Source organism: Rhodopseudomonas telluris (genome assembly GCF_042432815.1).
Lineage (GTDB): Bacteria > Pseudomonadota > Alphaproteobacteria > Rhizobiales > Xanthobacteraceae > Rhodopseudomonas > Rhodopseudomonas telluris.
Genome location: NZ_JBHLWM010000008.1, coordinates 94,488 through 115,317, shown reverse-complemented (window position 1 = coordinate 115,317; position 20,830 = coordinate 94,488). Strand labels below are relative to the sequence as shown.

The 20,830-nt window shown below is 64.2% G+C and carries 16 protein-coding genes; 2 read left to right on the top strand and 14 right to left on the bottom strand.

The genetic code is table 11. The features are described 5' to 3' along the window. Positions 1–39: 39 nt before the first annotated feature. The 3 genes from ACFFJ6_RS18210 to ACFFJ6_RS18200 form a co-directional block, all read right to left on the bottom strand. Positions 40–990 (bottom strand): DMT family transporter, encoded by a 951-nt coding sequence (locus ACFFJ6_RS18210; protein WP_378390401.1) that lies wholly within the window; start codon positions 988–990, stop codon positions 40–42. A gap of 147 nt (positions 991–1,137) precedes the next feature. Then, positions 1,138–1,989 (bottom strand): aldo/keto reductase, encoded by an 852-nt coding sequence (locus ACFFJ6_RS18205; RefSeq protein WP_378390399.1) that lies wholly within the window; start codon positions 1,987–1,989, stop codon positions 1,138–1,140. Positions 1,990–1,997: 8 nt separating this feature from the next. Further along, the gene (locus ACFFJ6_RS18200; RefSeq protein WP_378390397.1) at positions 1,998–2,906 is read right to left on the bottom strand and encodes an intradiol ring-cleavage dioxygenase; all 909 of its coding nucleotides are present in this window, start codon (positions 2,904–2,906) and stop codon (positions 1,998–2,000) included. A 261-nt stretch (positions 2,907–3,167) separates the two neighbouring features. On the opposite strand from ACFFJ6_RS18200, the gene ACFFJ6_RS18195 reads away from it, so the two are divergent. Beyond that, entirely contained in the window at positions 3,168–4,430 is a 1,263-nt protein-coding gene (locus ACFFJ6_RS18195) for a serine hydrolase domain-containing protein (RefSeq protein ID WP_378390395.1), read from the top strand. A 206-nt stretch (positions 4,431–4,636) separates the two neighbouring features. On the opposite strand, the gene ACFFJ6_RS18190 is transcribed toward ACFFJ6_RS18195, so the two are convergent. The 11 genes from ACFFJ6_RS18190 to ACFFJ6_RS25505 all read right to left on the bottom strand — a co-directional run bounded on the left by ACFFJ6_RS18190 (position 4,637) and on the right by ACFFJ6_RS25505 (position 18,645). After that, entirely contained in the window at positions 4,637–6,178 is a 1,542-nt protein-coding gene (locus ACFFJ6_RS18190; RefSeq protein WP_378390393.1) for a class I adenylate-forming enzyme family protein, read from the bottom strand. 258 nt (positions 6,179–6,436) lie between these two features. After that, positions 6,437–7,216, bottom strand: coding sequence for an enoyl-CoA hydratase/isomerase family protein (locus tag ACFFJ6_RS18185; RefSeq protein WP_378390391.1), 780 nt, complete (start codon positions 7,214–7,216; stop codon positions 6,437–6,439). A 114-nt stretch (positions 7,217–7,330) separates the two neighbouring features. Further along, positions 7,331–9,307, bottom strand: a complete 1,977-nt coding sequence (locus ACFFJ6_RS18180; protein WP_378390389.1) for an acetyl/propionyl/methylcrotonyl-CoA carboxylase subunit alpha — start codon at positions 9,305–9,307, stop codon at positions 7,331–7,333. A gap of 11 nt (positions 9,308–9,318) precedes the next feature. Continuing rightward, a complete protein-coding gene (locus ACFFJ6_RS18175; protein ID WP_378390387.1) occupies positions 9,319–10,941 on the bottom strand; it encodes an acyl-CoA carboxylase subunit beta in 1,623 nt (540 codons plus the stop codon). Between the two features lie 181 nt (positions 10,942–11,122). Beyond that, entirely contained in the window at positions 11,123–12,727 is a 1,605-nt protein-coding gene (locus tag ACFFJ6_RS18170; protein ID WP_378390385.1) for an AMP-binding protein, read from the bottom strand. Between the two features lie 149 nt (positions 12,728–12,876). Next, a complete protein-coding gene (locus ACFFJ6_RS18165) occupies positions 12,877–13,743 on the bottom strand; it encodes a beta-keto acid cleavage family enzyme (protein ID WP_378390383.1) in 867 nt (288 codons plus the stop codon). A gap of 129 nt (positions 13,744–13,872) precedes the next feature. Next, a complete protein-coding gene (locus ACFFJ6_RS18160; RefSeq protein ID WP_378390381.1) occupies positions 13,873–14,697 on the bottom strand; it encodes a helix-turn-helix domain-containing protein in 825 nt (274 codons plus the stop codon). Between the two features lie 152 nt (positions 14,698–14,849). After that, on the bottom strand, positions 14,850–15,500 hold the full coding sequence (locus ACFFJ6_RS18155; RefSeq protein WP_378390379.1) for a glutathione S-transferase family protein: 651 nt from the start codon (positions 15,498–15,500) through the stop codon (positions 14,850–14,852). A 121-nt stretch (positions 15,501–15,621) separates the two neighbouring features. Continuing rightward, positions 15,622–16,776 (bottom strand): acyl-CoA dehydrogenase family protein, encoded by a 1,155-nt coding sequence (locus ACFFJ6_RS18150; RefSeq protein WP_378390377.1) that lies wholly within the window; start codon positions 16,774–16,776, stop codon positions 15,622–15,624. A 135-nt stretch (positions 16,777–16,911) separates the two neighbouring features. Next, on the bottom strand, positions 16,912–18,051 hold the full coding sequence (locus ACFFJ6_RS18145; protein WP_378390375.1) for an acyl-CoA dehydrogenase family protein: 1,140 nt from the start codon (positions 18,049–18,051) through the stop codon (positions 16,912–16,914). Between the two features lie 90 nt (positions 18,052–18,141). After that, a complete protein-coding gene (locus ACFFJ6_RS25505; protein ID WP_512700694.1) occupies positions 18,142–18,645 on the bottom strand; it encodes a c-type cytochrome in 504 nt (167 codons plus the stop codon). A gap of 12 nt (positions 18,646–18,657) precedes the next feature. On the opposite strand from ACFFJ6_RS25505, the gene ACFFJ6_RS18135 reads away from it, so the two are divergent. Continuing rightward, entirely contained in the window at positions 18,658–20,781 is a 2,124-nt protein-coding gene (locus ACFFJ6_RS18135) for an ATP-binding protein (RefSeq protein WP_512700693.1), read from the top strand. Positions 20,782–20,830 lie beyond the last annotated feature (49 nt).

Sequence of the window (20,830 nt, the reverse complement as noted above, 5' to 3'; positions counted from 1 at the left end):
GCTTCGTCGCGCGCTCCTCGCAATGACGGGGATCGTGGCTCAAGGGCTCGGATACGGCTCCGCCGGCACCGGCGGCTGCTTGCGGCGGATGCGTTCGCGGTGGGCGATGTAGATGCCGCTGGCAATGATCACGGCGGCGCCAACAAAGGTCCAGACGTCCGGGATTTCGCCAAACAGGCCGTAGCCCAGGAAAGTGACCCAGACGAGCTGGCTGTAGGTGAACGGCGCCAGGACGGACGCGTCGGCGTAGCGATAGGCCAGCACCACGATCCACTGCCCCATGGTCGAGGCGAGCCCGACCAGGACGCCGATCATGATGTCGTGCCAGCTCGGCGTCACCCAGACGAACGGCACAAGAGCACTGAGCGCCACGAAGCCGACCAGCGCGGAGAACGTCATGGTGACGATGGCGCGATCGGCTCCGCTGATCATCCGCGTCAGCGTCAACGTCACGGCCCAGGCCAACGCCGACAAGATCGGAAAGATCACGGCCGGATCGAACGCTGCCGAGCCCGGCCGGATCACGATCAGCACCCCGATCAGACCGACCACCGCGGCGATCCAGCGGCGGACACCGATGGTCTCGCCGAGCACGATGATCGACAGCGCGGTGACGAACAGCGGGGCCACAAAAGAGGTCGCCGAAGCCTCGGCGATCGGCAGGAACTGCAGGCCGCTGATGAACAGGACGGAAGACGCGACCAGCGCCAGTGCGCGCAGCACCTGCAGCTTCGGCCGCACCGAACGCAGCAGCGACGCCGAGGACGACATCAGCACCACCGGCGCCATGATCAGCACGAACACCAGGAAGCGGATCCAGCCGATTTCAATCGGCGGGAGGGTGCGCCCGAGATACTTCGCCATGGTGTCCGAACAGGCGAGGAACACCGTGGACACGATGATCAGCCCGATGCCGCGCAGCGGGTGGTCGGCGTGGCGCTGGGTGAGACGGCGGCCGGCGTCGGTCACGGATGGCGAGGTGATGGTCACGTGTTCAGCAGTGCAATGAAAAGGAGTTGGGGGAGGCCGCGCGCGGCCGAGCCTTTCAACTAACAATCCGACAAAACGATGTTCGCAGCGGCCGCGCAACACCGGAATTCAGGACTCGGCTATGCATCGGGCCGCCAGGGTGGCCGGTCACAGCATCGGCAGGCTGGCGGGCTCGGGTCCACGAGGAAACGCCTCGTCGATGGCCGCAAGATCATCGTCGGACAGACGCAGCGTCCCGGCCTCGGCGTTGTCCGCCGCATGGGCTGGATCGGCGGCCTTGGGGATCGCGAAAACCGATGGTCGGCGGATCAGAAACGCCAGCGCCACCTGGCGCGGCGTCGCGCCGTGGCGGTCGGCGATGCTCTGGAGCACCCGCCCCTCCACGCTCTGCGGCGCGGGAAATTCATCGTGTCCGAATGGCGAGTAGGCCGTCACCGCGACGCCGTGCGCTTCGCACCATGGGATCACCGCGTGCTCGATCACCCGCTCGTGCAGATGATAAAGAACCTGGTTGCAGGCGATCTTGCCGGGGCCGGCAATCTTGAGCAGTTCCTGCAGGTCGCCGGCGTCGAAATTGCTGACGCCCCAAGATAGGATCTTGCCGGCCGCAACCAGTTTCTCGAACGCCGCGACGGTGTCGGCCAGCCGATACTGCCCGCGCCAGTGCAGCAGGTAGCAATCCAGCCGGTCGGTCTTCAGCCGCTGCAGCGAGCGGTCGCAGGCCGAGATCGTGCCGCTGCGCGAGGCGTTGCTCGGCAGCACCTTGGAGACGAGAAACACCTCGTCGCGCCGGCCCGCGATCGCTTCCGCGACCAGCGGCTCGGCGTCGCCATACATCTCGGCGGTGTCGATGTGAGTCATGCCGAGGTCAAGCCCGCGGCGCAGCGCGGCGATCGCCGACGCGCGGTCCCCGCGATCGATGTGCCAGGTACCCTGGCCGATCGGAGCGATCTTCGGCCCGGCCGGACCGAAGCTGCGCGTGTCCCCGCTCACGACCATCTCCGCTGTTATTCCGCCGCAACCGCCAGCATCGGCCGCGGTGCGGCACCCCTGCCCGGCTTCAATCGGAATTCGTACGTCATCAGGTGCCACGGACCAGGGGCCTCGCGGCCATCGGGCATCACCGCATCATTGCGCAGTTCGATGCTGGACACCAAGTCGTCCTTGACGCCAAACACCACATCGCTCTCGAGATATTTGTCGCCCTCGATGAACACGTGGGTGATCAGCGGCTCGTAGCCCGGCGCATTCACCAGGAAATGGACATGCGCAGGCCGCATCGGATGACGCTGCGCCGCAAGGATCAATTCACCGACCGGTCCGTCGATCGGGATCGGATAGCTGCACGGCAGGATCGTGCGGAATGCAAATTGGCCCTCGGTGTCCGTGACGAACTTCGCGCGCAGCGACGGGCCGGCTTCGGCGTAAGAAGGCTTTTGCGAATCGTAGAAGCCGTCATCATCGGCATGCCAGACGTCGACCGGAACGCCGGCCAGCGGCTGGCCGCTGATGTCGACGACGCGGCACTGCACGTACATCCGCTCACCCTCGACACCTTCGGAAATGTCCGCGCCGTTCGGCATCGGCTTGTGTTCGCCGACATAGAACGGACCGAGCACGGTGGTCTGGGTGGCGCCGTCGCGTTCACGATGGTTCACGGCATCGACCAGCATCGAGACGCCGAGCACGTCGGACAGCAGAATGAACTCCTGCCGGCTCGGCGTACACTTCTGGCCGGTCCGGGTGAGGAAATCGATCGCCTTCTGCCATTCCTCGAAGGTTAGCCCCGTCCGCCGAACGTAGTCGTGGAGCGAGCGGACCAGTTCGCGCATCAGGTGCTTCAGCCGCGGATCAGGCGTCTCGTCGAAGCTTGCGACGACCGCTTCGGTCAGCTCGGTCTCGTCGAATTGAGGCATCTTCCATTCCCGGTTGGCAACGGCGGGACGCTACACCAAGTGTTCCAATGTGATAAGCGCGTGACTTGCAGACCGGTCTGCGCGGAGATTCATTGCGGACCGCCCAGCGCGTATGCTCAAAATCGCACAGATTCACCACGGAGCCAGCGCCCCAAGATAGAACGGCGGCGACTTTTCCTTTATCCAGAGTTGTGGAACCGGGCGAAAGGCGACTGCGCCGCTGGCTCACCCGGCCTTGCTGTTGTCCAGACGGAGTGCCTCATGCCGGTCCACGCCCAGTCCCCTCGCGCTGCCTCCAGCAGTTCGGCCGCCAGCGCCGGCTTTTCCGAGAAGGCGCTTCGGCGGATCGACGATCATTTGCAGCGGGTCTATGTCGGCCCGGGCAAGCTGGCCGGCACCCAGACGCTTGTCTATCGCCGCGGCCAGATCGCCTATCGCTCCTCGCTCGGCCATGCCGACCGCGAGCGCAACGTCCCGATCAAGGACGACACGATCTTCCGTATCTATTCGATGACCAAGCCGATTACATCGGTAGCGCTGATGATGCTGTTCGAGGAGGGCCGCGTTCAGCTCGACGATCCGGTCGCGAAGTACATTCCCGAATGGGCCAATCTCGGCGTATTTCAGGCTGGCGTCGCGCCGGCGTTCCTGACCAAGCCGCCGGCGCGGCCGATGCAGGTGGTCGACCTGCTGCGGCATACATCCGGTCTGACCTACGGCTTTCAGAGCCGCACAAATGTCGACGCGGCCTATCGGGAAAAAGGCATCGGCGCCTTCGAAAAGGCCGGCACGCTCGATTCCTGGATCGCGGATCTTGCCAGAATTCCGCTGGAGTTCTCGCCCGGCGAGGCCTGGAATTACTCGGTCTCGACCGACGTCGTCGGCTATATCGTCCAGAAGATCAGCGGCATGCCGTTCGAGCAGTTCGTCAAGCAGCGCATCCTCGACCCGCTCGGCATGGCCGACACCGACTTTTATGTTCCAACGGCCAAGGCGCATCGCCTTGCTGCCTGCTACTCCGCAGACGGCAAAGGCGGCATGCAGCTCTCGGATGATCCCACCACGTCCAGCTTCCTGGCTCCGCCCGATCTGATCTCCGGCGGCGGCGGTCTGGTCTCGACCATCGACGACTACCTGACCTTCTGCTGCGCGCTGCTGAACGGCGGCGAGCTGGACGGCGTCCGCCTGCTCGGCCCGAAGACGCTGAAGCTGATGACCACCAATCATTTGCCCGGCAACCGCGACCTCACCGAGATGTCGCGTTCGATGTTCAGCGAAGCCACCAATGCCGGCATCGGTTTCGGCCTCGGCTTCGCGGTGAACATGAACCCGGCCCAGACACTGCTGCCCGGCAGCGTCGGCGAATATTACTGGGGCGGCGCGGCGTCGACGGCGTTCTGGATCGACCCGGCCGAGGAACTGATCACCATCTTCATGACCCAGCTGCTGCCCTCGAGCGCCTACCCGATCCGCCGCGAACTCCGCACGCTGGTCTATGGCGCGATGACGGAGAGCAATGTGTAGCCGCCAGCTCAGTCCTCGACATCGTCATTCCGGGGCGCTCGCGCAGCGAGCGAGCCCGGAATCCATACTCCCTGTGCTGGTGTGAAACACGGCCGCAGCGAACGCAGTGCCTCATTGCCAATGCAGGGATTATGGATTCCGGGTTCGCGCCAAGAGGCGCGCCCCGGAATGACACAAAAGAGGCTCAGCGCAGTCTAAGCCCGCGATCAAATCTTCCGCTCGCGTCCCTGCCAGAACGGATCGCGCACCGCGCGGCGCAGCAGCTTGCCGACCGGGCTTTTCGGCACTTCATCAATGAAGCGCACCTGTTTGGGGACCTTGTAGGTGGCCACCCGCTCGCGGGCGAAGGCGATGAGTTCGGCCTCCTCGGCGCTGGCGCCCGCGCGCAGCGCCACGAAGGCCGCGACGCTCTCGCCCCATTTGTCGTCCGGCAGCCCCACCACTACGACCTCGCGCACCGCCGGATGCGCCGCCAATGCATCCTCGACCTCGCGCGGATAGACGTTGTAGCCGCCCGAGACGATCATGTCCGAGGTCCGATCGACGAGATACAGATAGCCATCGGCGTCGAAGCGGCCGACGTCGCGGGTGCGGAGCCAGCCGTCCGGCAGAAACATCTGCGCATTCAGGTCCGGCGCGTTGTAGTATCCCTTCATCGCGAACGGGGCACGCAGCGCGATCTCTCCCGCTTCGCCCGGCGCGACCTCGTCGCCCTCTTCGTTCACGAGCTTGATCTCGCAATCGATCGACGGCCGGCCGCAGGATGCCAGCCGCTGTTCGGCCTTCGGTCCGACGTGATCCTGCTGCGTGAGGTTTGTGATGAAGATCGGCGCTTCCGACTGGCCGTAATATTGCGCGAAGCGCGGCCCCCACAGCTTCAGAGCCCGCAGCATCACCGGCCGCGGCATCGGCGAGGCGCCGTAGATGATGCTTTTCACCGAGGAGAAATCCGCCTGCTCGTTACCGGGATGATCGAGCAGCATGCCGATCATGGTCGGCACCAGATTCAGTGCGGTGGGCTTCCAGCGCTCCACCGCGTCGAGATAGCTCGCCGGCGTGAAGCCCGGCAGCACCGCTGCGACGCCGCCGCGCAGCCAGTACGGCACGATAAAGCATCCGGACGCATGGATCATCGAGGCCGCGTGCAGCATCACGTCGCCCTCACCGACCTCCAGATTGATCAGCACATTGGTGGCCATTGCGGCCCAGCTCGCCTGGGTATGCTCGACCGCCTTCAGCTTGCCGGTGGTGCCGGAGGTGAAGATGGTGATCACGACATCGTCCGGCTCCGGCCGGCGCGACGGCGGCGCATCCGAGCCCGCTTGAGCGAGCTGCAGGAGATCGTTCGGATCGGTCGTGTCGCCGATGCTGATCAGCTTCAGGCCCTGCATCGCCTTTGCGATTTCCCGGGCGCGGTCCGTCAGATCGGTGCCGTGGATCAGCGTATCCACACCCGCGCCTTCGAGCATCTGTTGCTGCTCGGTCAACGACAGCCGCGAATTGAGCGGCACGCGCGACAGCCGCGATTTGACGAAGCCGAAATCCAGCGGCACCGTGTAAATCGAATTGTTCAGCAACAACCCGACGCGGCGGCCGACATCGAGCTTCAGCGTCTCAACCAAGACGTTGGCGATGCGGTTCGACAGCAAGTCGACTTCAGTAAAGGTCATGCGCTGGTCGCCGAACATCACCGCCGTCTTCGGGCCGTGATAGATCGCGCCGCGCCGGATCATCTCGGATGCCAACATCGCAAACTTCCCTCACGTCGCGCCCGCCGCTTGTCTGCGGCGTAGCTGTTAGGTCGTCATACTCTCAATGAGTCATTCCGGGGCGCGCGCAACGCGAACCCGCAATCCATAATCCCTGTCTTCTCGTCCGACCGCGAAGCGTCCGCCGCCCCGCGCCACAAGCATCACAGGGGGTTATGGATTTCGGGTTCGCTCACGACGGGGCGAAACGGAACGACGACCGACAGGTCGCGCCCCGGAGATCCCACTTCGGGCGCCCTACCTCCCCGGCCACACCGGCTTGCGCTTCTCGGCGAACGCCTTCAGCCCTTCCTTCGCATCCTCTGTCATCGCCAGCAGCGCGATCTGGCTTTCGGTGTAGGCGATGCTTTCGTCGAACGACATCGCAGCTATCGCCCGCATCGCGTACTTGCCGCGACGAATTGCGGTCGGCGATTTGTCGGTGAGCCGCTTCACCAGCCACTCGACCTTGACGTCGAGCTCGGGCGCCGGCACGACGTAGTTGAGCAGGCCGGCATCACGAGCAGCAGCCGCATCGAACGGCTCGCCGGTCAGCGACCACTCCGCGATCAGCCGGCGTGGAGCGATGTCTTGCAACAGGCTCATCACCTGCATGGGGAACACGCCCACTTTCACTTCCGGCAGACCGAACTGCACATTGTCGGCGGCAATCGCCATATCGGTCATGCACAACAAGCCCATGCCGCCGGCCATGCAGGTGCCGTTGACGCGGGCGATCGACGGCTTGGTTGAATTCTGCGCCAGCCGCAGCAGGTCGGCATAGTCGACATTCGGCTTGGAGAAATCGAACGAGAACGCCGCCCCGGTCGATTGCAGGTCGGCTCCGGCGCAGAATGCCTTGTCGCCAGCGCCAGTGAGCACGATCACGCGCACCGACGGATCGTCGTGTGCCTGCTTCCAACCGCGAGTGATACCCTCGACTACGCCGGCGTTGATGGCGTTGCGCTTGTCGGGGCGGTTGATGGTGATCCACAGCGCCTGATCGCGCTTCTCGATGATCACAGTCTCATTGCTCATGGTCGACCTGTCCTCAAGTCTCGTCGTTGCGAGGAGCGAAACGGTGAAACAATCCAGCTCAGTTCACGTAGATGCTGGATTGCTTCGCTTCGCTCGCAATGACGGGTCAATTGTTCATACTTGCTGCTGCGCAACTTCGATCTGCGCGACGATGCGGCCGGTGGTCACCTGCTCGCCTTCGCTCACGTCTATCGCCACAATGCCCGAGACCGGCGCCAGATGCACGTGCTCCATCTTCATCGCCTCGAGCGTCAGCACCGGTTGGCCGGCCTCGACCCGATCGCCGGGCTTCACCAGCACGGCGACGACGCGGCCATTCAGCGCCGCGCGCAGCTTGCCGTCACCACCACCGCGTGCCGCGCTTTGCGGCGCCGCCCGGGTCAGATCGACAATACTGTTCTGCACGCCGAGCCGTTGCACGAGCAGCCGCTCGCCCTCGCGGTGATAGACGGCCGACTCGCTGAAGTCCTCGGCCTGGAAGCGGATACTGTCGGCGCTCAGCGCCTCGATCGCGAAGCCGATGCGGCTGCCGTCATGGACCGTCACGTAGCGGCCGTCGCGCTCGCGCAATACTTCGCAGCTCTGCTCCGTGCCGTCGAGCTCGAACCGGAGCAAGGTCGGGAACGAAGCGGCCAGCGAGCGACCGGCGCGATGCGGATGCGCGTGCGGATCGGTGACATAGAGCAGCAGCGACGCCACTGCCCAAGCCGGCACCGCGTCCTCCGGCAACGCGCGCGTCAGTGCGTCACGATTCTGCGCGATGAACGCCGTCGTCGCTTCGCCTCGCGCGAACACGTCGTGACGAAGACACGCCGCCAGGAAGCCGCGATTGGTAGCGACACCGAACGCAACGGTCTTATCCAGTCCGTGCACCAACTTGCGCCGTGCCTCCTCCCGGCTGGCGCCGACCGCGATGATCTTGGCGATCATCGAGTCGTAATAGGGGGAGATCTGCGAACCGGACTGCAGCGCATGCTCGACGCGCAGCTCGCCGGGCATCCGCCAAACGGACATCGTGCCTGATTGCGGCATGAAGTCCTTGTCGGCATCCTCCGAACACAGCCGCACCTCGATGGCATGGCCCTCGAACGTCACGTCATCCTGCCGCAGCGGCAATGGCTCGCCAGCGGCAATGCGCAGCTGCAGCTCGACCAAATCGAGCCCTGTGATCGCTTCGGTGACCGGATGCTCGACCTGCAGCCGGGTATTCATTTCCATGAAGTAGAACTGGCCCTGCGCGTCGAGCAGGAACTCCAGCGTGCCGGCGCCCTCGTAGCCGATGGCCTTGACGGCGTTCACTGCCACCACGCCCATCTGTTCGCGCAGCGCCTCGGAGACAGCCGGGGACGGCGCCTCCTCGATCACCTTTTGATGCCGGCGCTGCACCGAGCAGTCCCGCTCGCCGAGATGGATGGCGTGACCGTAGCGATCGCCGAACACCTGGATCTCGATATGGCGCGGCTCCATGATCGCGCGCTCCAGGATCACGGTAGGATCGCCGAACGCGCTCTGCGCCTCGGAGCGCGCGCTGCGAAGCGCGTCGGGCAGCGCCGCGGCGTCCGTCACGAGCCGCATGCCGCGGCCGCCGCCGCCCGCCACGGCCTTGATCATCACCGGGAAGCCGATCTTGCCGGCTTCCGCGATCATCGCGGCATCGCTCTGGTCGGCGCCCTGATAACCGGGCACGCAAGGCACGCCCGCCTTCAGCATGATCTCCTTGGCGCCCGCCTTGTTGCCCATCGCGGCGATCGACTCCGCGGACGGACCGATGAACACCAGCCCGGCATCGCGGCACGCCGCGGCGAAATCCTCATTCTCGGCCAGGAAGCCGTAGCCAGGATGCACGGCGTCAGCGCCAGCGATCTTCGCGGCTTCGATCAGCACCGGGATGTTGAGATACGATTCGGACGGCTGCGCGCCGCCGATCGCCACGGCTTCGTCCGCTTCGCGGACATGCGCGGAGTCGGCGTCGGCGGTCGAATACACCGCGACGACGCCGTAGCCCATGCGGCGCGCGGTGCGCATCACGCGTAGCGCGATCTCGCCGCGGTTGGCGATCAGGACTTTGGTGAAGGGAGTGGGTTTCAGCATCTGTGCCATCGTCATGCCCGCGACACCGCGAACTGCATCTGTTGCGGCGTGCGCGCCTCGCTCTCGCTGCAGATCGCCAACACTTCGGCGAGCACCGCGCGGGTGTCGCGCGGATCGATCACGCCGTCGTCGAGCATCCGCGCCGACGTCGCGAACACGTCCATCTGGCCATTGAACACCGCAGTGATACCCGCCTTCATCTGATCGAGCTTCTCGCGATCGACCGGAGCGCCCTTCCGCGCCGCGCCCGCCTCCGCAACGATCGCCATCGTCTCGGCGGCCTGCTCGCCGCCCATCACCGCGGTCTTGGCGTTGGGCCAGGAGAAGCAGAACCGCGGATGGAAGCCGCGACCGCACATGCCGTAGTTGCCGGCCCCAAATGAGGCGCCGCAATAGATCGTGATCTGCGGCACCGAAGCGGAAGTCACGGCCTGGATCATCTTCGAGCCGTGCTTGATCATGCCGGCCTCTTCATAGGCGCGGCCGACGATGTAGCCGGTGGTGTTGTTGAGATACAGGATCGGCGTGCGCGACTGGCAGCACGCCTGGATGAAATGCGTCGCCTTGTTGGCGCCGGCAGGATCGAGCGGACCGTTGTTGGTGATGATGCCGATCGGCTGGCCGACGATCTTGGCGTGGCCGACCACCGTAGCCGGCCCGTAATTCGGCGACATCTCGGTGAAGTCCGAATCGTCGACGATGCGCGCAATCACCTGGCGCATGTCGACCGGCCGCTTGTGGTCCATCGGCATGATGCCGAGCAGCTCTTCTGCATCGTACAGCGGCGGATGATAGTTCGCAGGGTCCGGGCCGGGTCCGGAGCGATCCCACGGCAGGCCGGCCATGATGTCGCGCGCGATCCGAAGTGCGTCGCGGTCATCCTCGGCGAGATAATCGCCGAGGCCGGAGATCGAGGTGTGCATCTCGGCGCCGCCGAGTTCTTCCTCGGTCGCGATTTCGCCGGTCGCGGCCTTGAGCAGCGGCGGTCCGGCCAAAAAGGCCCGCGTCCTCCCCCGCACCATAACGATGTAGTCTGACAGACCGGTCTGATACGCGCCGCCTGCCGTCGACGAGCCGTGCGTCACCGTCACCACCGGCAACCCGGCTGCCGACAGCCGCGCCAGATTGCGGAAAATGTTGCCACCGCGGACGAAGTCTTCGACGCGATAACGCAGCAGATTGGCGCCGGCGCTTTCGACCAATTGAACGAACGGCAGCTTGTTCTCCAGCGCCAGTTCCTGAATGCGAATTGATTTGTCGAGGCCATAGGGCTGCAACGCGCCGGCGTCGATGCCGGAATCGTTGGCGCTGATCACGCAGCGAATGCCAGCGACGTAGCCAATGCCCCCGATCACACCGCAACCGGGAACGCTCTTGTCAGCGTTCGAAGTGTCGAACATGTAGCCCGCGAGCGTCGACAGCTCGAGGAACGGTGCACCCGGATCCAGCACCAGCGCGACGCGCTCGCGCGGCAGCAGCTGGCCCCGCTTGTGGAAGCGCTCCGCGGAGGCCGCGGATGCAGTGCGCGCCCGCGCCTCCAGCATCCGGACTCGCTCGATCAGCGCCAGCATGCCGTCGCGATTGGCCTTGAAGCCTTCGCTCCCGGGCGCGACGGTGGATTCGATCACTGCCATTGTTCGTCCTTTGTTAGTCCGGGCGCCTGTTGACGCGAACCTAAAATCCCGCCCTCTCGTTCGTCATTTCCGGGCGCGCGGAGCGCAAGCCCGGAATCCATAATCCCTGCCGGGAGTATAGATTCGAGGCTTGTGACGCTCACGCGGCGCATCCCGGAATGACGAACTCCAATACCGTGCCCTATCCCGTTTGCCCCAACGTGAAGTAATCAGCATGCGCGTTGCGCAGCTCGACCTTGCGCAGCTTGCCGGTAGCGGTCATCGGCATTTCCTCGACGATCTGGATCAGCTTCGGCACCTGGAAGCCGCCGAGCGTCTTGCGGCAATGCTCGATGATCTCCGCTTCGGTCGCCGACGCACCTGGCTTCAGCTTGACGAAGCCGGACACCGCCTCGCCCCATTGCGGATGCGGCAGGCCGACCACCGCAGCGTTCATCACCGCCGGATGCGCCAGCAGCGTCTCCTCGATTTTCACCGAAGCGACGTTCTCGCCGCCGGACTTGATCATGTCCTTCTTGCGATCGAGGAACAGCAGCTCGCCGTGCTCGTCGATCAATGCGAGGTCACCCGTGTGGTGCCAGCCGAACTTGCGGGCGGCCTCGGTCGACTCCGGATCCTTATAGTAGCCCAGCATCACGTTCGGGCCACGGTGCACGATCTCGCCGACCTGCCCGCGCGGCAGAAGATTGCCGTTGTCGTCCATGATCGCGGTTTCGTTCACGATCGTCGACTCGCCCCAGTAGTTGCCAAAACGGGCGAGTTGGCGGTCCGGCTGCGACATCGTGGTCGCCGGATACATCTCGGTCTGGCCAGACGGCTGAACGAAGTTCGGGCACAGCTCGGCGATCGCACGTTCCAGCAACGGGCGCGGCATCGGCGCCATGGTGTAGATGCAGCAGCGCAGGGTCGATAGATCGAACTCCTTGCGACGCGGATGGTCGAGCACCGCCTGATACATCAGCGGCAGGCCGATGAAGACCGACAGCTTGTCGCGCTGGATCGCCTCCATACAAGCGACCGGATCGAAACCGCGCATCAGCGCCAGTTTACCGCCGACCGTGAGATAACTGAGCAGCAGCACATGCGCCGCGCAGTGGAACAGCGGAAACTGTCCGCTGATGCCGTCCGTGCGCGTGAGCTGCATCTCGATCGCGTTGCTCATCGCCGCCATGACGACAGCCAAATGGCCGTGCATCGCGCCCTTTGGCCGCGACGTGGTGCCGGAAGTGTAGATGATCATCGCGAGATCGCGATCGTCGAACGCGACGTCCGGCTCGATCTCGGACTGGCCTTCGATCAGTTCACCGAAGCTCTTCAGCCCCGTCTCGGCCGCCTTGCCGGTGAGATCCACCGCGACCAGGGAGACGCCACGCTGTTCGAGCGCGGCGCGGCGTTCCGGCTGGGCATGCAGATTGTCGTCGATCAGCGCGAACTTCACCTCGGCATGATCGAGGATGTAGCCCATATCGCCCGGGCCGAGCATGGTGTTGATCGGCACCCAGACGAGGCCGGCCCGGTGAATCCCGAACAACGCTTTGACGAAATCGACCGAGTTGTTGCAAACGGTCGAGATCTTGTCGCCGGGCTTCAGGCCGCGGGCGAGCAGAGAATTGGCAAAGCGATTGGCGTCGCGGTCGAGCTCCTTGTAGCTGACCTGACGGCCACCGTCCGTCAGTGCGATGCGGTCGGCGAAGCGGATCGCCGACTTGCGCAGGATATCACCGATCGCGACTCGTCCGATCCGCCCCGGTCCCGGCACTCCGCCGGTCGCCTCAAGACTGCTCATGGTACTCCCTCGGAGGTGAGGCAGCTCTTCCGGCTGCTTGATGCAAAAGCTTGACGATACCCGTCATGGCAAGGAGCACAGCGACGAAGCAATCCATTCCCGCTCCGCGGTTTTCTGGATTGCTTCGCTACGCTCGCCATGGCGGCTCGCTAGTTGAGGAGGCCGTAGATCTTCCGCGCCTCTTCAGGGCTCGCGATCTCGCGGCCGGCGCGACGGGCGCAGCCCGCGATCTCTTCGATCAGCTGGCCGTTCGACGTCACCTTCTCGCCATTGGCGAGGTAGAACGTGTCCTCGAGTCCGGTGCGCAGATGGCCGCCGTGATCGGCGCAGGCCTGATGCAGCGGCCAGATCTCGGCGCGACCGATCGCGGTGACCTGCCAATGCGCTTCGGGACGCTTCAACTTCAAGATGATCGGCAGCAGATCCGGATCGGCCGGCATGCCGGAGGCGACGCCCATCACGAAGTTGTATTCGAGCGGACCGGAATACATGCCGTTCTGAACGTACATGCCGACGCAGCGCACGATGCCGACGTCGAAGCACTCGAATTCCGGGATCGTGCCGGCGTCCTTCATGGCGCCGAGGAAGTCTTGAATCTTTTCGACCGAGTTGTCGAACATCATCGGCGGCCAGGCCCAGCTGTTGTCCGCCTTGACCTTGAGATAGTTCAGCGAACCGGCATTGCAGGCCGCGATCTCCGGCTTGGTCTCGCGGATGCATGCGAGCGGTCCGTCATAGTGCGGGCCGGAGGTGCCGGAGGTGTGATTGATGATGACGCCGGGGCACGCTTCGCGGATGGCCTGCTGAATCTCGCGCGAAACCTCCACATCCCAGCTCGGGAGATGCCCCTTGTTGGGCCGCTGGTCGCGCAGATGGATGTGCATGATCGAAGCGCCCGCGTCGTACGCGGCCTTGGCTTCGCGTGCCATCTCTTCCGGCGTCACCGGAACGTGATGCTGCTTGGGGTCGGTCAGCACGCCGTTCAGCGAGCAGGTGATTACGGCCTTGTCGCTCATTCCTCATCAACCCTTTCGGTGATGCTGCACTCGCGAACGAACCGCGGCGCAAACCAGTCGACCAGGATGATGCGGAAGCAGCGCATACGCTTCTTGCGTGCACGCGCTGCTACTCGCTGAACGCTTGATTCAGGGGCGGCCCTGCCGAGAATCCGCGGCGCTGGCGGCTTGCGGATCGCTGCGCCAGATCGCCAGATCGCGCGAACCTGAGAAGATCGCGCGCGGCTGCAATCCGTAAAAGCGTCGGATCGAGTGGCTGAAGTGAGTCGAGTCCGGATAGCCGATGTCCTGCGCCAGATGCGCGAGGTTGATCTCGGCATTGACGAAGTGCAGCAGATGCCGCGCCCGCTTCCAGGCACGCAACGCTCGGAACGAGACACCGGTCTCGTCCTTGAACAGATGCAAGAAGCGCGACTGCGACAGGTTGGCCGCCACGGCGCAATCTTCCGCCGTCACGGCCGCGCCGGAGACGTCGTTGAGCTTCGAGATCGCTGCGGCAATGCGGCGATCGATCCGCCGTGCCGAAAGCGGCTCGCCGAAGAACAGATTGTCGAATTCCGAGGTGGTGAAGCCCTCTCGACGGCCGGTCGCCACCAGCGACCGATACGCCTGCCGAACGCGGTCGACGAACGCCGCGTCGCCCGCACCGGCGATCCGGGCGCCGAGCGCCGCCATCGGGGCCGGCAACACGGTTTCCGGCTCAATCACCAGACAGATGACGTTGCGGCTGTCGGACTCGACATTGTGCGGGACGTAGGGAGGCACGAAAGCCATGGCGCCGACCTGCGCCTGCCCGTCCTCGATCGTCACCCGCAACTCGCCGTGCAAGGAGACGTAGATCGAATAGGCGCCGCTGGTCCGGCGGCGGGGCCGGCCGAGCAGACCGGCATAGAACACCCGTTCAGGGCTGATCAGCATCAAATGTCCGGCCGTCGGACATGCCTCGTCACTCATGGGTCCTCCCGGGATCTGCACCCGTTCCCGCACCGAGATGCGGCGCCCTCTTACGGAGCGGGCGCAGAATACAGCATCGAAAGGCGTTGTCACCGGGCGCGATGCCGCGGAAATGCCGGCTCCCGACGGCGGATTGCCGCTGCCGGGGCCCCTCAGGCCCGCCGAGCCACCTTTTGCTCGTCCCCTGCCCGCGTTTCCGCCTCCACGGCCCGCCGGTAGCCTTCGCGTTGCTGCACACGCTGCCAATACGCCGCCACATTGGGACCGAATTGCTTGGAAAGCCCGAGATTGTCGGCGAGCCGTAGCGCATAGCCGATCACCACGTCGGCTGCGGTGAACCGGCCCTGGCACAACCATTCGGTTTCGCCCGTTGCCGCCTCGACCGCCCGCAGCCGGCCCAGGAACCACTTGGCGTAATCCTCGACGACCTGCGGCTGACGCCGCTCGTTCGGCTCCAGCGTGCCGTAGCGCAGCACGAGGGTTTGCGGGAACGTCAGCGTCGCGTCGCTGAAGAACATCCAGTTCAGATACGTCCCGTAGTCCGTCTCGTCGACATCGACCACCAGCGGAGTCGGGCCATGCTTGGTGCCGAGATAATGGCAGATGCCGGAGGACTCGGTCATCTTGGTGTCGCCCTCGACCATGAACGGAATAGTCCCGAGCGGATTGATCGCCAGATACTCCTTGGCGAACACCCGCGGCGGAAACGGCAGCATCTTCAGCTCGTAGTCGAGCCCCATTTCCTCGAGCATCCACAACGGCCGAAACGACCGCGCTCCATGGCAGTGATACAACGTGATCATCGATGTCGCTCCCTCTTGGCATCATTGCGAGGAGCGAAGCGACGAAGCAATCCGGATCAGTGCACTGCGTCTCTGGATTGGTTCGCTTCGCTCGCAATGACGAACGCCTATGTGTTCGAAGTTACGCCTTCCCCGGCAGCGTGCCCATCGCCTTGCAGAGGATGCCGAGCATCACCTCGTCGGCGCCGCCGCCGATCGAGGTCAGGCGGCTGTCGCGATAGGAGCGCGTCACCAGCGTCTCGTTCATGAAGCCCATGCCACCCCAATATTGCAGGCAGGCATCAGGCAGCTCGCGCCCGAGGCGGCCGGCCTTCAGCTTCGCCATCGTGGCGAGCTGGGTGACGTCCTCGCCGGCGACGAGCTGTTCGGCAGCGCGATAGATCAGCGAGCGCAGCAGCTCGACTTCGGTCTGCAGTTCGGCGAGACGGAAGTGGATCACCTGATTGTCGAGCAGCGGCTTGCCGAACGCCTTGCGGCTGCGGGTGTAGTCGATCGTGTCCTGGATCGTTTTCTCGTGCGATTTGAGACAGGCGGCTGCGCCCCACAGGCGTTCCTCCTGGAACTGAACCATCTGATAGACGAAGCCCTTGCCCTCCTCGCCGATGCGGTTGCGCTTCGGCACCCGCACCTCGTCGAAATGGATCTGTGCCGTGTCGGACGAGCGCATGCCCATCTTGTCTAGCTTGCGGGCGATGCTGACGCCCTTGGTCTTCATCGGCACGCAGATCAGCGACTTGTTGCGGTGGATCGGTCCGTCACCGGTGTTGCACAGCAGGCAGATCCAGTCGGCCTGGGTGCCGTTCGTGATCCACATCTTGCCGCCGGAAATGACATAGTCGTCGCCATCGGAGCGAGCTGAAGTCTTGATCGACGCCACGTCGGAACCGGCGCTCGGCTCGGAGACGCCGATGCAGGCGACGTAGTCACCGGCGATCGACGGAGCGAGGAATTCCCTGCGCAACTCGTCCGAGCCGAACTTCGCCAGCGCCGGCGTCGCCATGTCGGTCTGGACGCCAATTGCCATTGGCACGCCGCCGCAATTGATTGCGCCGAGCTCCTCCGCCATCATCAACGCGTAGGAGTAATCGAGGCCCTGCCCGCCGTACTCGACTGGCTTGTTGAGACCGAGAAAACCGAGATCGCCGAGCTTCTTGAACAGCTCGTGCGCCGGGAAGATGCCATCCTTCTCCCATTCCTCGACGTGGGGATTGATATCGCTGGCGATGAACTTCTGCAGGACGCGGCGCGGTTCGTCGTGTTCTTGGCTGAATAGCATTGGTCTCTTCCCTCGTCATTCCGGGGCACACGCGAAGGCGGGCGAACCCGGAATCTCCCTTATTGTTGTTCTTGTCTTATCACCTCGGGATTCCGGGCTCGTGCTGCACGCGCCCCGGAATGACAGTGTGTATCACTACAATCCCATTTGCCGGCTGGCGAGGTCCTTCATGATTTCTTCGGTGCCGCCGCCGATCGCGTTGACCTTGACCTCACGATATATGCGCTCGACTTTGACGCCGCGCATGAAGCCAGCGCCCCCGAAGATCTGCACCGCTTCCGACGCGCAGAACGCCATGGTCTGCGTCGCCTGGTTCTTCAGCATGCAGATCTCGGCGACCGGACTCTCGCCCTGCTGCACCCGCCACGCCAGCAGTTCCAGCATCGCCTGCGATGCGGTGATGCGCTGCGCCATGTCGACCAGCTTGTGGCGGATCACCTGGTGCTTCGACAGCGGCTTGCCGAAGGTGACGCGCTCCTTGGCATAGGCAGTCGCCTCCTCGAGGCAGACCCGCGACGCCGCGATACAGCCCGCCGCCATGGTCAGGCGCTCGCTGTTGAAGTTCAGCATGATGATCATGAAGCCGGCGCCTTCCTGCCCGAGCAGGTTCGCTGCCGGCACGCGGCAATTATCGAAATGCAGCGTCGCGGTGTCGGATGCCCACCATCCCATCTTCTTCAGCGGCGTCCGGGTCAGGCCCGGCGTGTCGCCGGGAATCAGCAGCAGGCTGACGCCGCCGGGACCTTCACCACCGGTGCGAACTGCCGTGGTGATGTAATCCGCACGCATGCCGGAGGTGATGAAGGTCTTTTCGCCGTTCACCACGTAGAAGTCGCCATCCCTCTTGGCGGTGGTGCGCAGATTGGCAACGTCCGACCCGCCGGAGGGCTCGGTGATCGCGAGCGCCGAGATCTTCTTGCCGGACAATATCTCCGGCAGCACCCGCGCCTTCAGTTCTGGCGAGCCGGCGCGCGCGATCGGCGGCGCGCCGATCGAATGGCTGTTGAGGCTGGCGCTGACGCCTCCCGCCCCGGCCCGCGCCAGTTCCTGGGTCGCGACGATCCACATGAACTGGTCGGTCGGCGTGCCGCCATATTCCTCCGGGAAGCCGAGCCCCAGCAATCCGATTGCCGCGGCCTTTTCATACAGCTCGCGGGGAAAGCCGCCCGCCTCATCCCATTCTGTCGCGAACGGTTCGATTTCCCTCTGGACGAAGCGACGCACGACGTCGCGAAAGGCAACATGATCGGCAGTGTAAAACAGGGAGTCGGTCAAGGTGGCACCCGGCAGCTCGCGTAGGGCGAGGATGCCGGGAAAGCGCCAATCTCACTTGCGTCGAGGCGCTGACCGCGCGCAGGGGGCCGGTCAGCGGCGCTTGAGCTCGGCGATATAGGCCGCGATATTCCGCGTCTCGATCCGGCTGAGGGCCATGCTCTCCATCTTGGGATGCGGCTCGAGCAGAAATACGGCCAGCCGGTCCTCGTCGAAATCGGGGCGCGCCGCGATCGATGCGAATGACGGCACCAAGTCGGTTCCCTTCCGCTGATCTTCGGACACCAGGTGACAGCCCGCGCACCAGCGCTTCGCCAATGTCTCGCCGTTGACCGCGTCCGCAGCAAACGAAGCGCAGTGAGCGCCGGCGAGAAGCGTCAGACTTAAAAAGAATGAGCGCATTTCCATCCTCTTGTACCGCTTGTCGATCCGTGGCTCGTGCCGCAAAGCGGTGAACCAGATTTGTTTACTGTACCGGTTCCATGATCGATAGTTAGACCCTTGTCCGGAAATACCGCGCTCCCGCCAACCACTCGCAAATTGTTTCCCGCGCGAAGAAAAAATGCTTAATTGCAACTCGATGGCGGCGACCTCCAACCATTCTCTCAAATGCTGAGCGCCCAACGCGATTCGCTCCAGCTGCTGCGGGCGATCCTGGTCGCGTCGATCATCCTGCCGGCCGCGCTGTTCAGCTACGCAGGCTGGCTCGCCTACCGCTCGAACGAAGACAGCGCTGAGCGGCAGATCGACAAGACGCGCGACATCGTCACCGAACACGCACTGAAGATCTTCGAATCGGTCGAGCGCTCGATCGCCGAAACCTCCGAGATCATTCGGGACATGTCGGACGATCAGATCCGCGCGAATGAGGCTGTTCTTCACGACAGGTTGAAGCGACTGTCCGAAGACTCCGAACAGATCAAGTCGATGTGGATCTTCGACAAAAACGGGCAGACGCTGGCCAACAGCATGTTGTACCCCTCGCCGCCCGGCGACTTCTCGGATCGCGATTACTTCCAGGCCCACGTGGGGCGGGATATCGCACTGTTCGTCGGCCGCACGCTGCAGCCCCGCCCCCCGTTTGGGGGCGCTCCGTTCTTCAGCGTCAGTGTTCGCCGCAATGCCCGCGATGGCAGTTTCGCCGGCGTGATCGAATCGTCGGTTCTTCCGGATTATTTCGAGGGCTTCTACGCCAAGCTCGGCCGCGACAGCGGCAGCTATGCGGCGCTGGTGCGAGAAGACGGGGCCATCCTGGCACGCTATCCCGAGATCGAGACCAGCGACGCCTCGGTGAAGACCGACGGTCTGATCGGGCGCGCGATGATCGCCGGCAGCACGGAAGGCACGATCACTCAGGTGTCCTCGCTCGACGGGATCGAACGCCGTGTCGCCTACCGCAAACTGCCGAAGCTTCCGATCTACGTCTATGCCGGCCTGGAGACGAGAGCGATCCGCAGCATGTGGCTATCGCAACTCGGCGCTTACCTGCTGGTCGGCCTGCCCGCAACCGCAGCGCTGATCGCGATCGTCCTGCTGGCGCTTGCTCGAACTCGGCGACTATACGAAGAGGCGGGCCGCCGCGCGATCGCCGAGAATGCGCTCAAGCAGTCGCAGCGGCTGGAATCGCTCGGCCGACTGACCGGAGGGGTCGCACACGACTTCAACAACCTGCTGATGGTCGTGGGCGGCTCGGTGCAGAAATTGCGGCGGCGCCACACCGACCTGCAGGATCGCCGCACGCTGGACATGATCGATTCCGCAGTCGCAAAAGGCGCCGGCCTGACGCGACAATTGCTGTCGTTCTCGCGGCGTCACAACGTCGCGGCCAAGCTTGTCGACCTCGGCGATGGCGTGGAAAAATTCGCCGACGTGCTGCGCCAGTCGGTACGCAGCGACATTACGATCGACATCGAGCCCCCGACAGAGCGGATCGTCGTTCAGATCGACCCCAATGAGTTCGAGATTGCGCTTCTCAATCTGGCCTTGAACGCACGCGACGCGATGCCGGACGGCGGCCGCATCACGGTCTCGATCCGGACCGAGACGCTGAAGAATTTCGGACCGCGCAAGCTCACCGGTGACTACGCCATCCTCGGCTTCGCCGACACTGGCGTCGGCATTCCCGAAGAAATTCGCGAACGAATCTTCGAGCCGTTCTTCACCACCAAGCCGGTCGACCGCGGCACCGGTCTGGGGCTCAGTCAAATCTACGGCTTCGTGCAGCAATCCAACGGCGCTATCACGGTCGAAAGCGAAATCGGCCGCGGCACCCGCTTCGACTTGTTCCTGCCGCGCTTCACAGAGATGCCAGCCGACGAAGCAGCGGATGCCGACATGGTGCCGGCACAGGCTGACAGAAACGCAACTCTGTTACTGGTCGAGGACCACCCCGACGTCGCAGCGGTCGCCACCGACTACGCAGAGCAATGCGGCTTTTCGGTCGTCAGAGCGGCATCTGCCGAGGAGGCGCTCGATCTGCTGAACAGGCGGCGTGATATCGCTTTGGTGTTCAGCGACATCGTGATGCCGGGCATGAGCGGATTGGAACTCGCCCGTCTCATCCGGGACCATCATCCGGAAACACCTGTCGTGCTCGCCTCCGGCTATAGCGATCGTAGCGCCTCGGCGCTCGCCGAAGGCTTTCCGCTGCTTCAGAAACCGTACACGCTCGACACGTTGCGCAAGGCGCTGGTTCACGCGCTGCAAACCGGCAGGCCGACCGCCGCGGAGTAAAGAGAAAGGCGGCGACGCCGAGCGTCACCGCCTCCAACTCTGGCCAAAA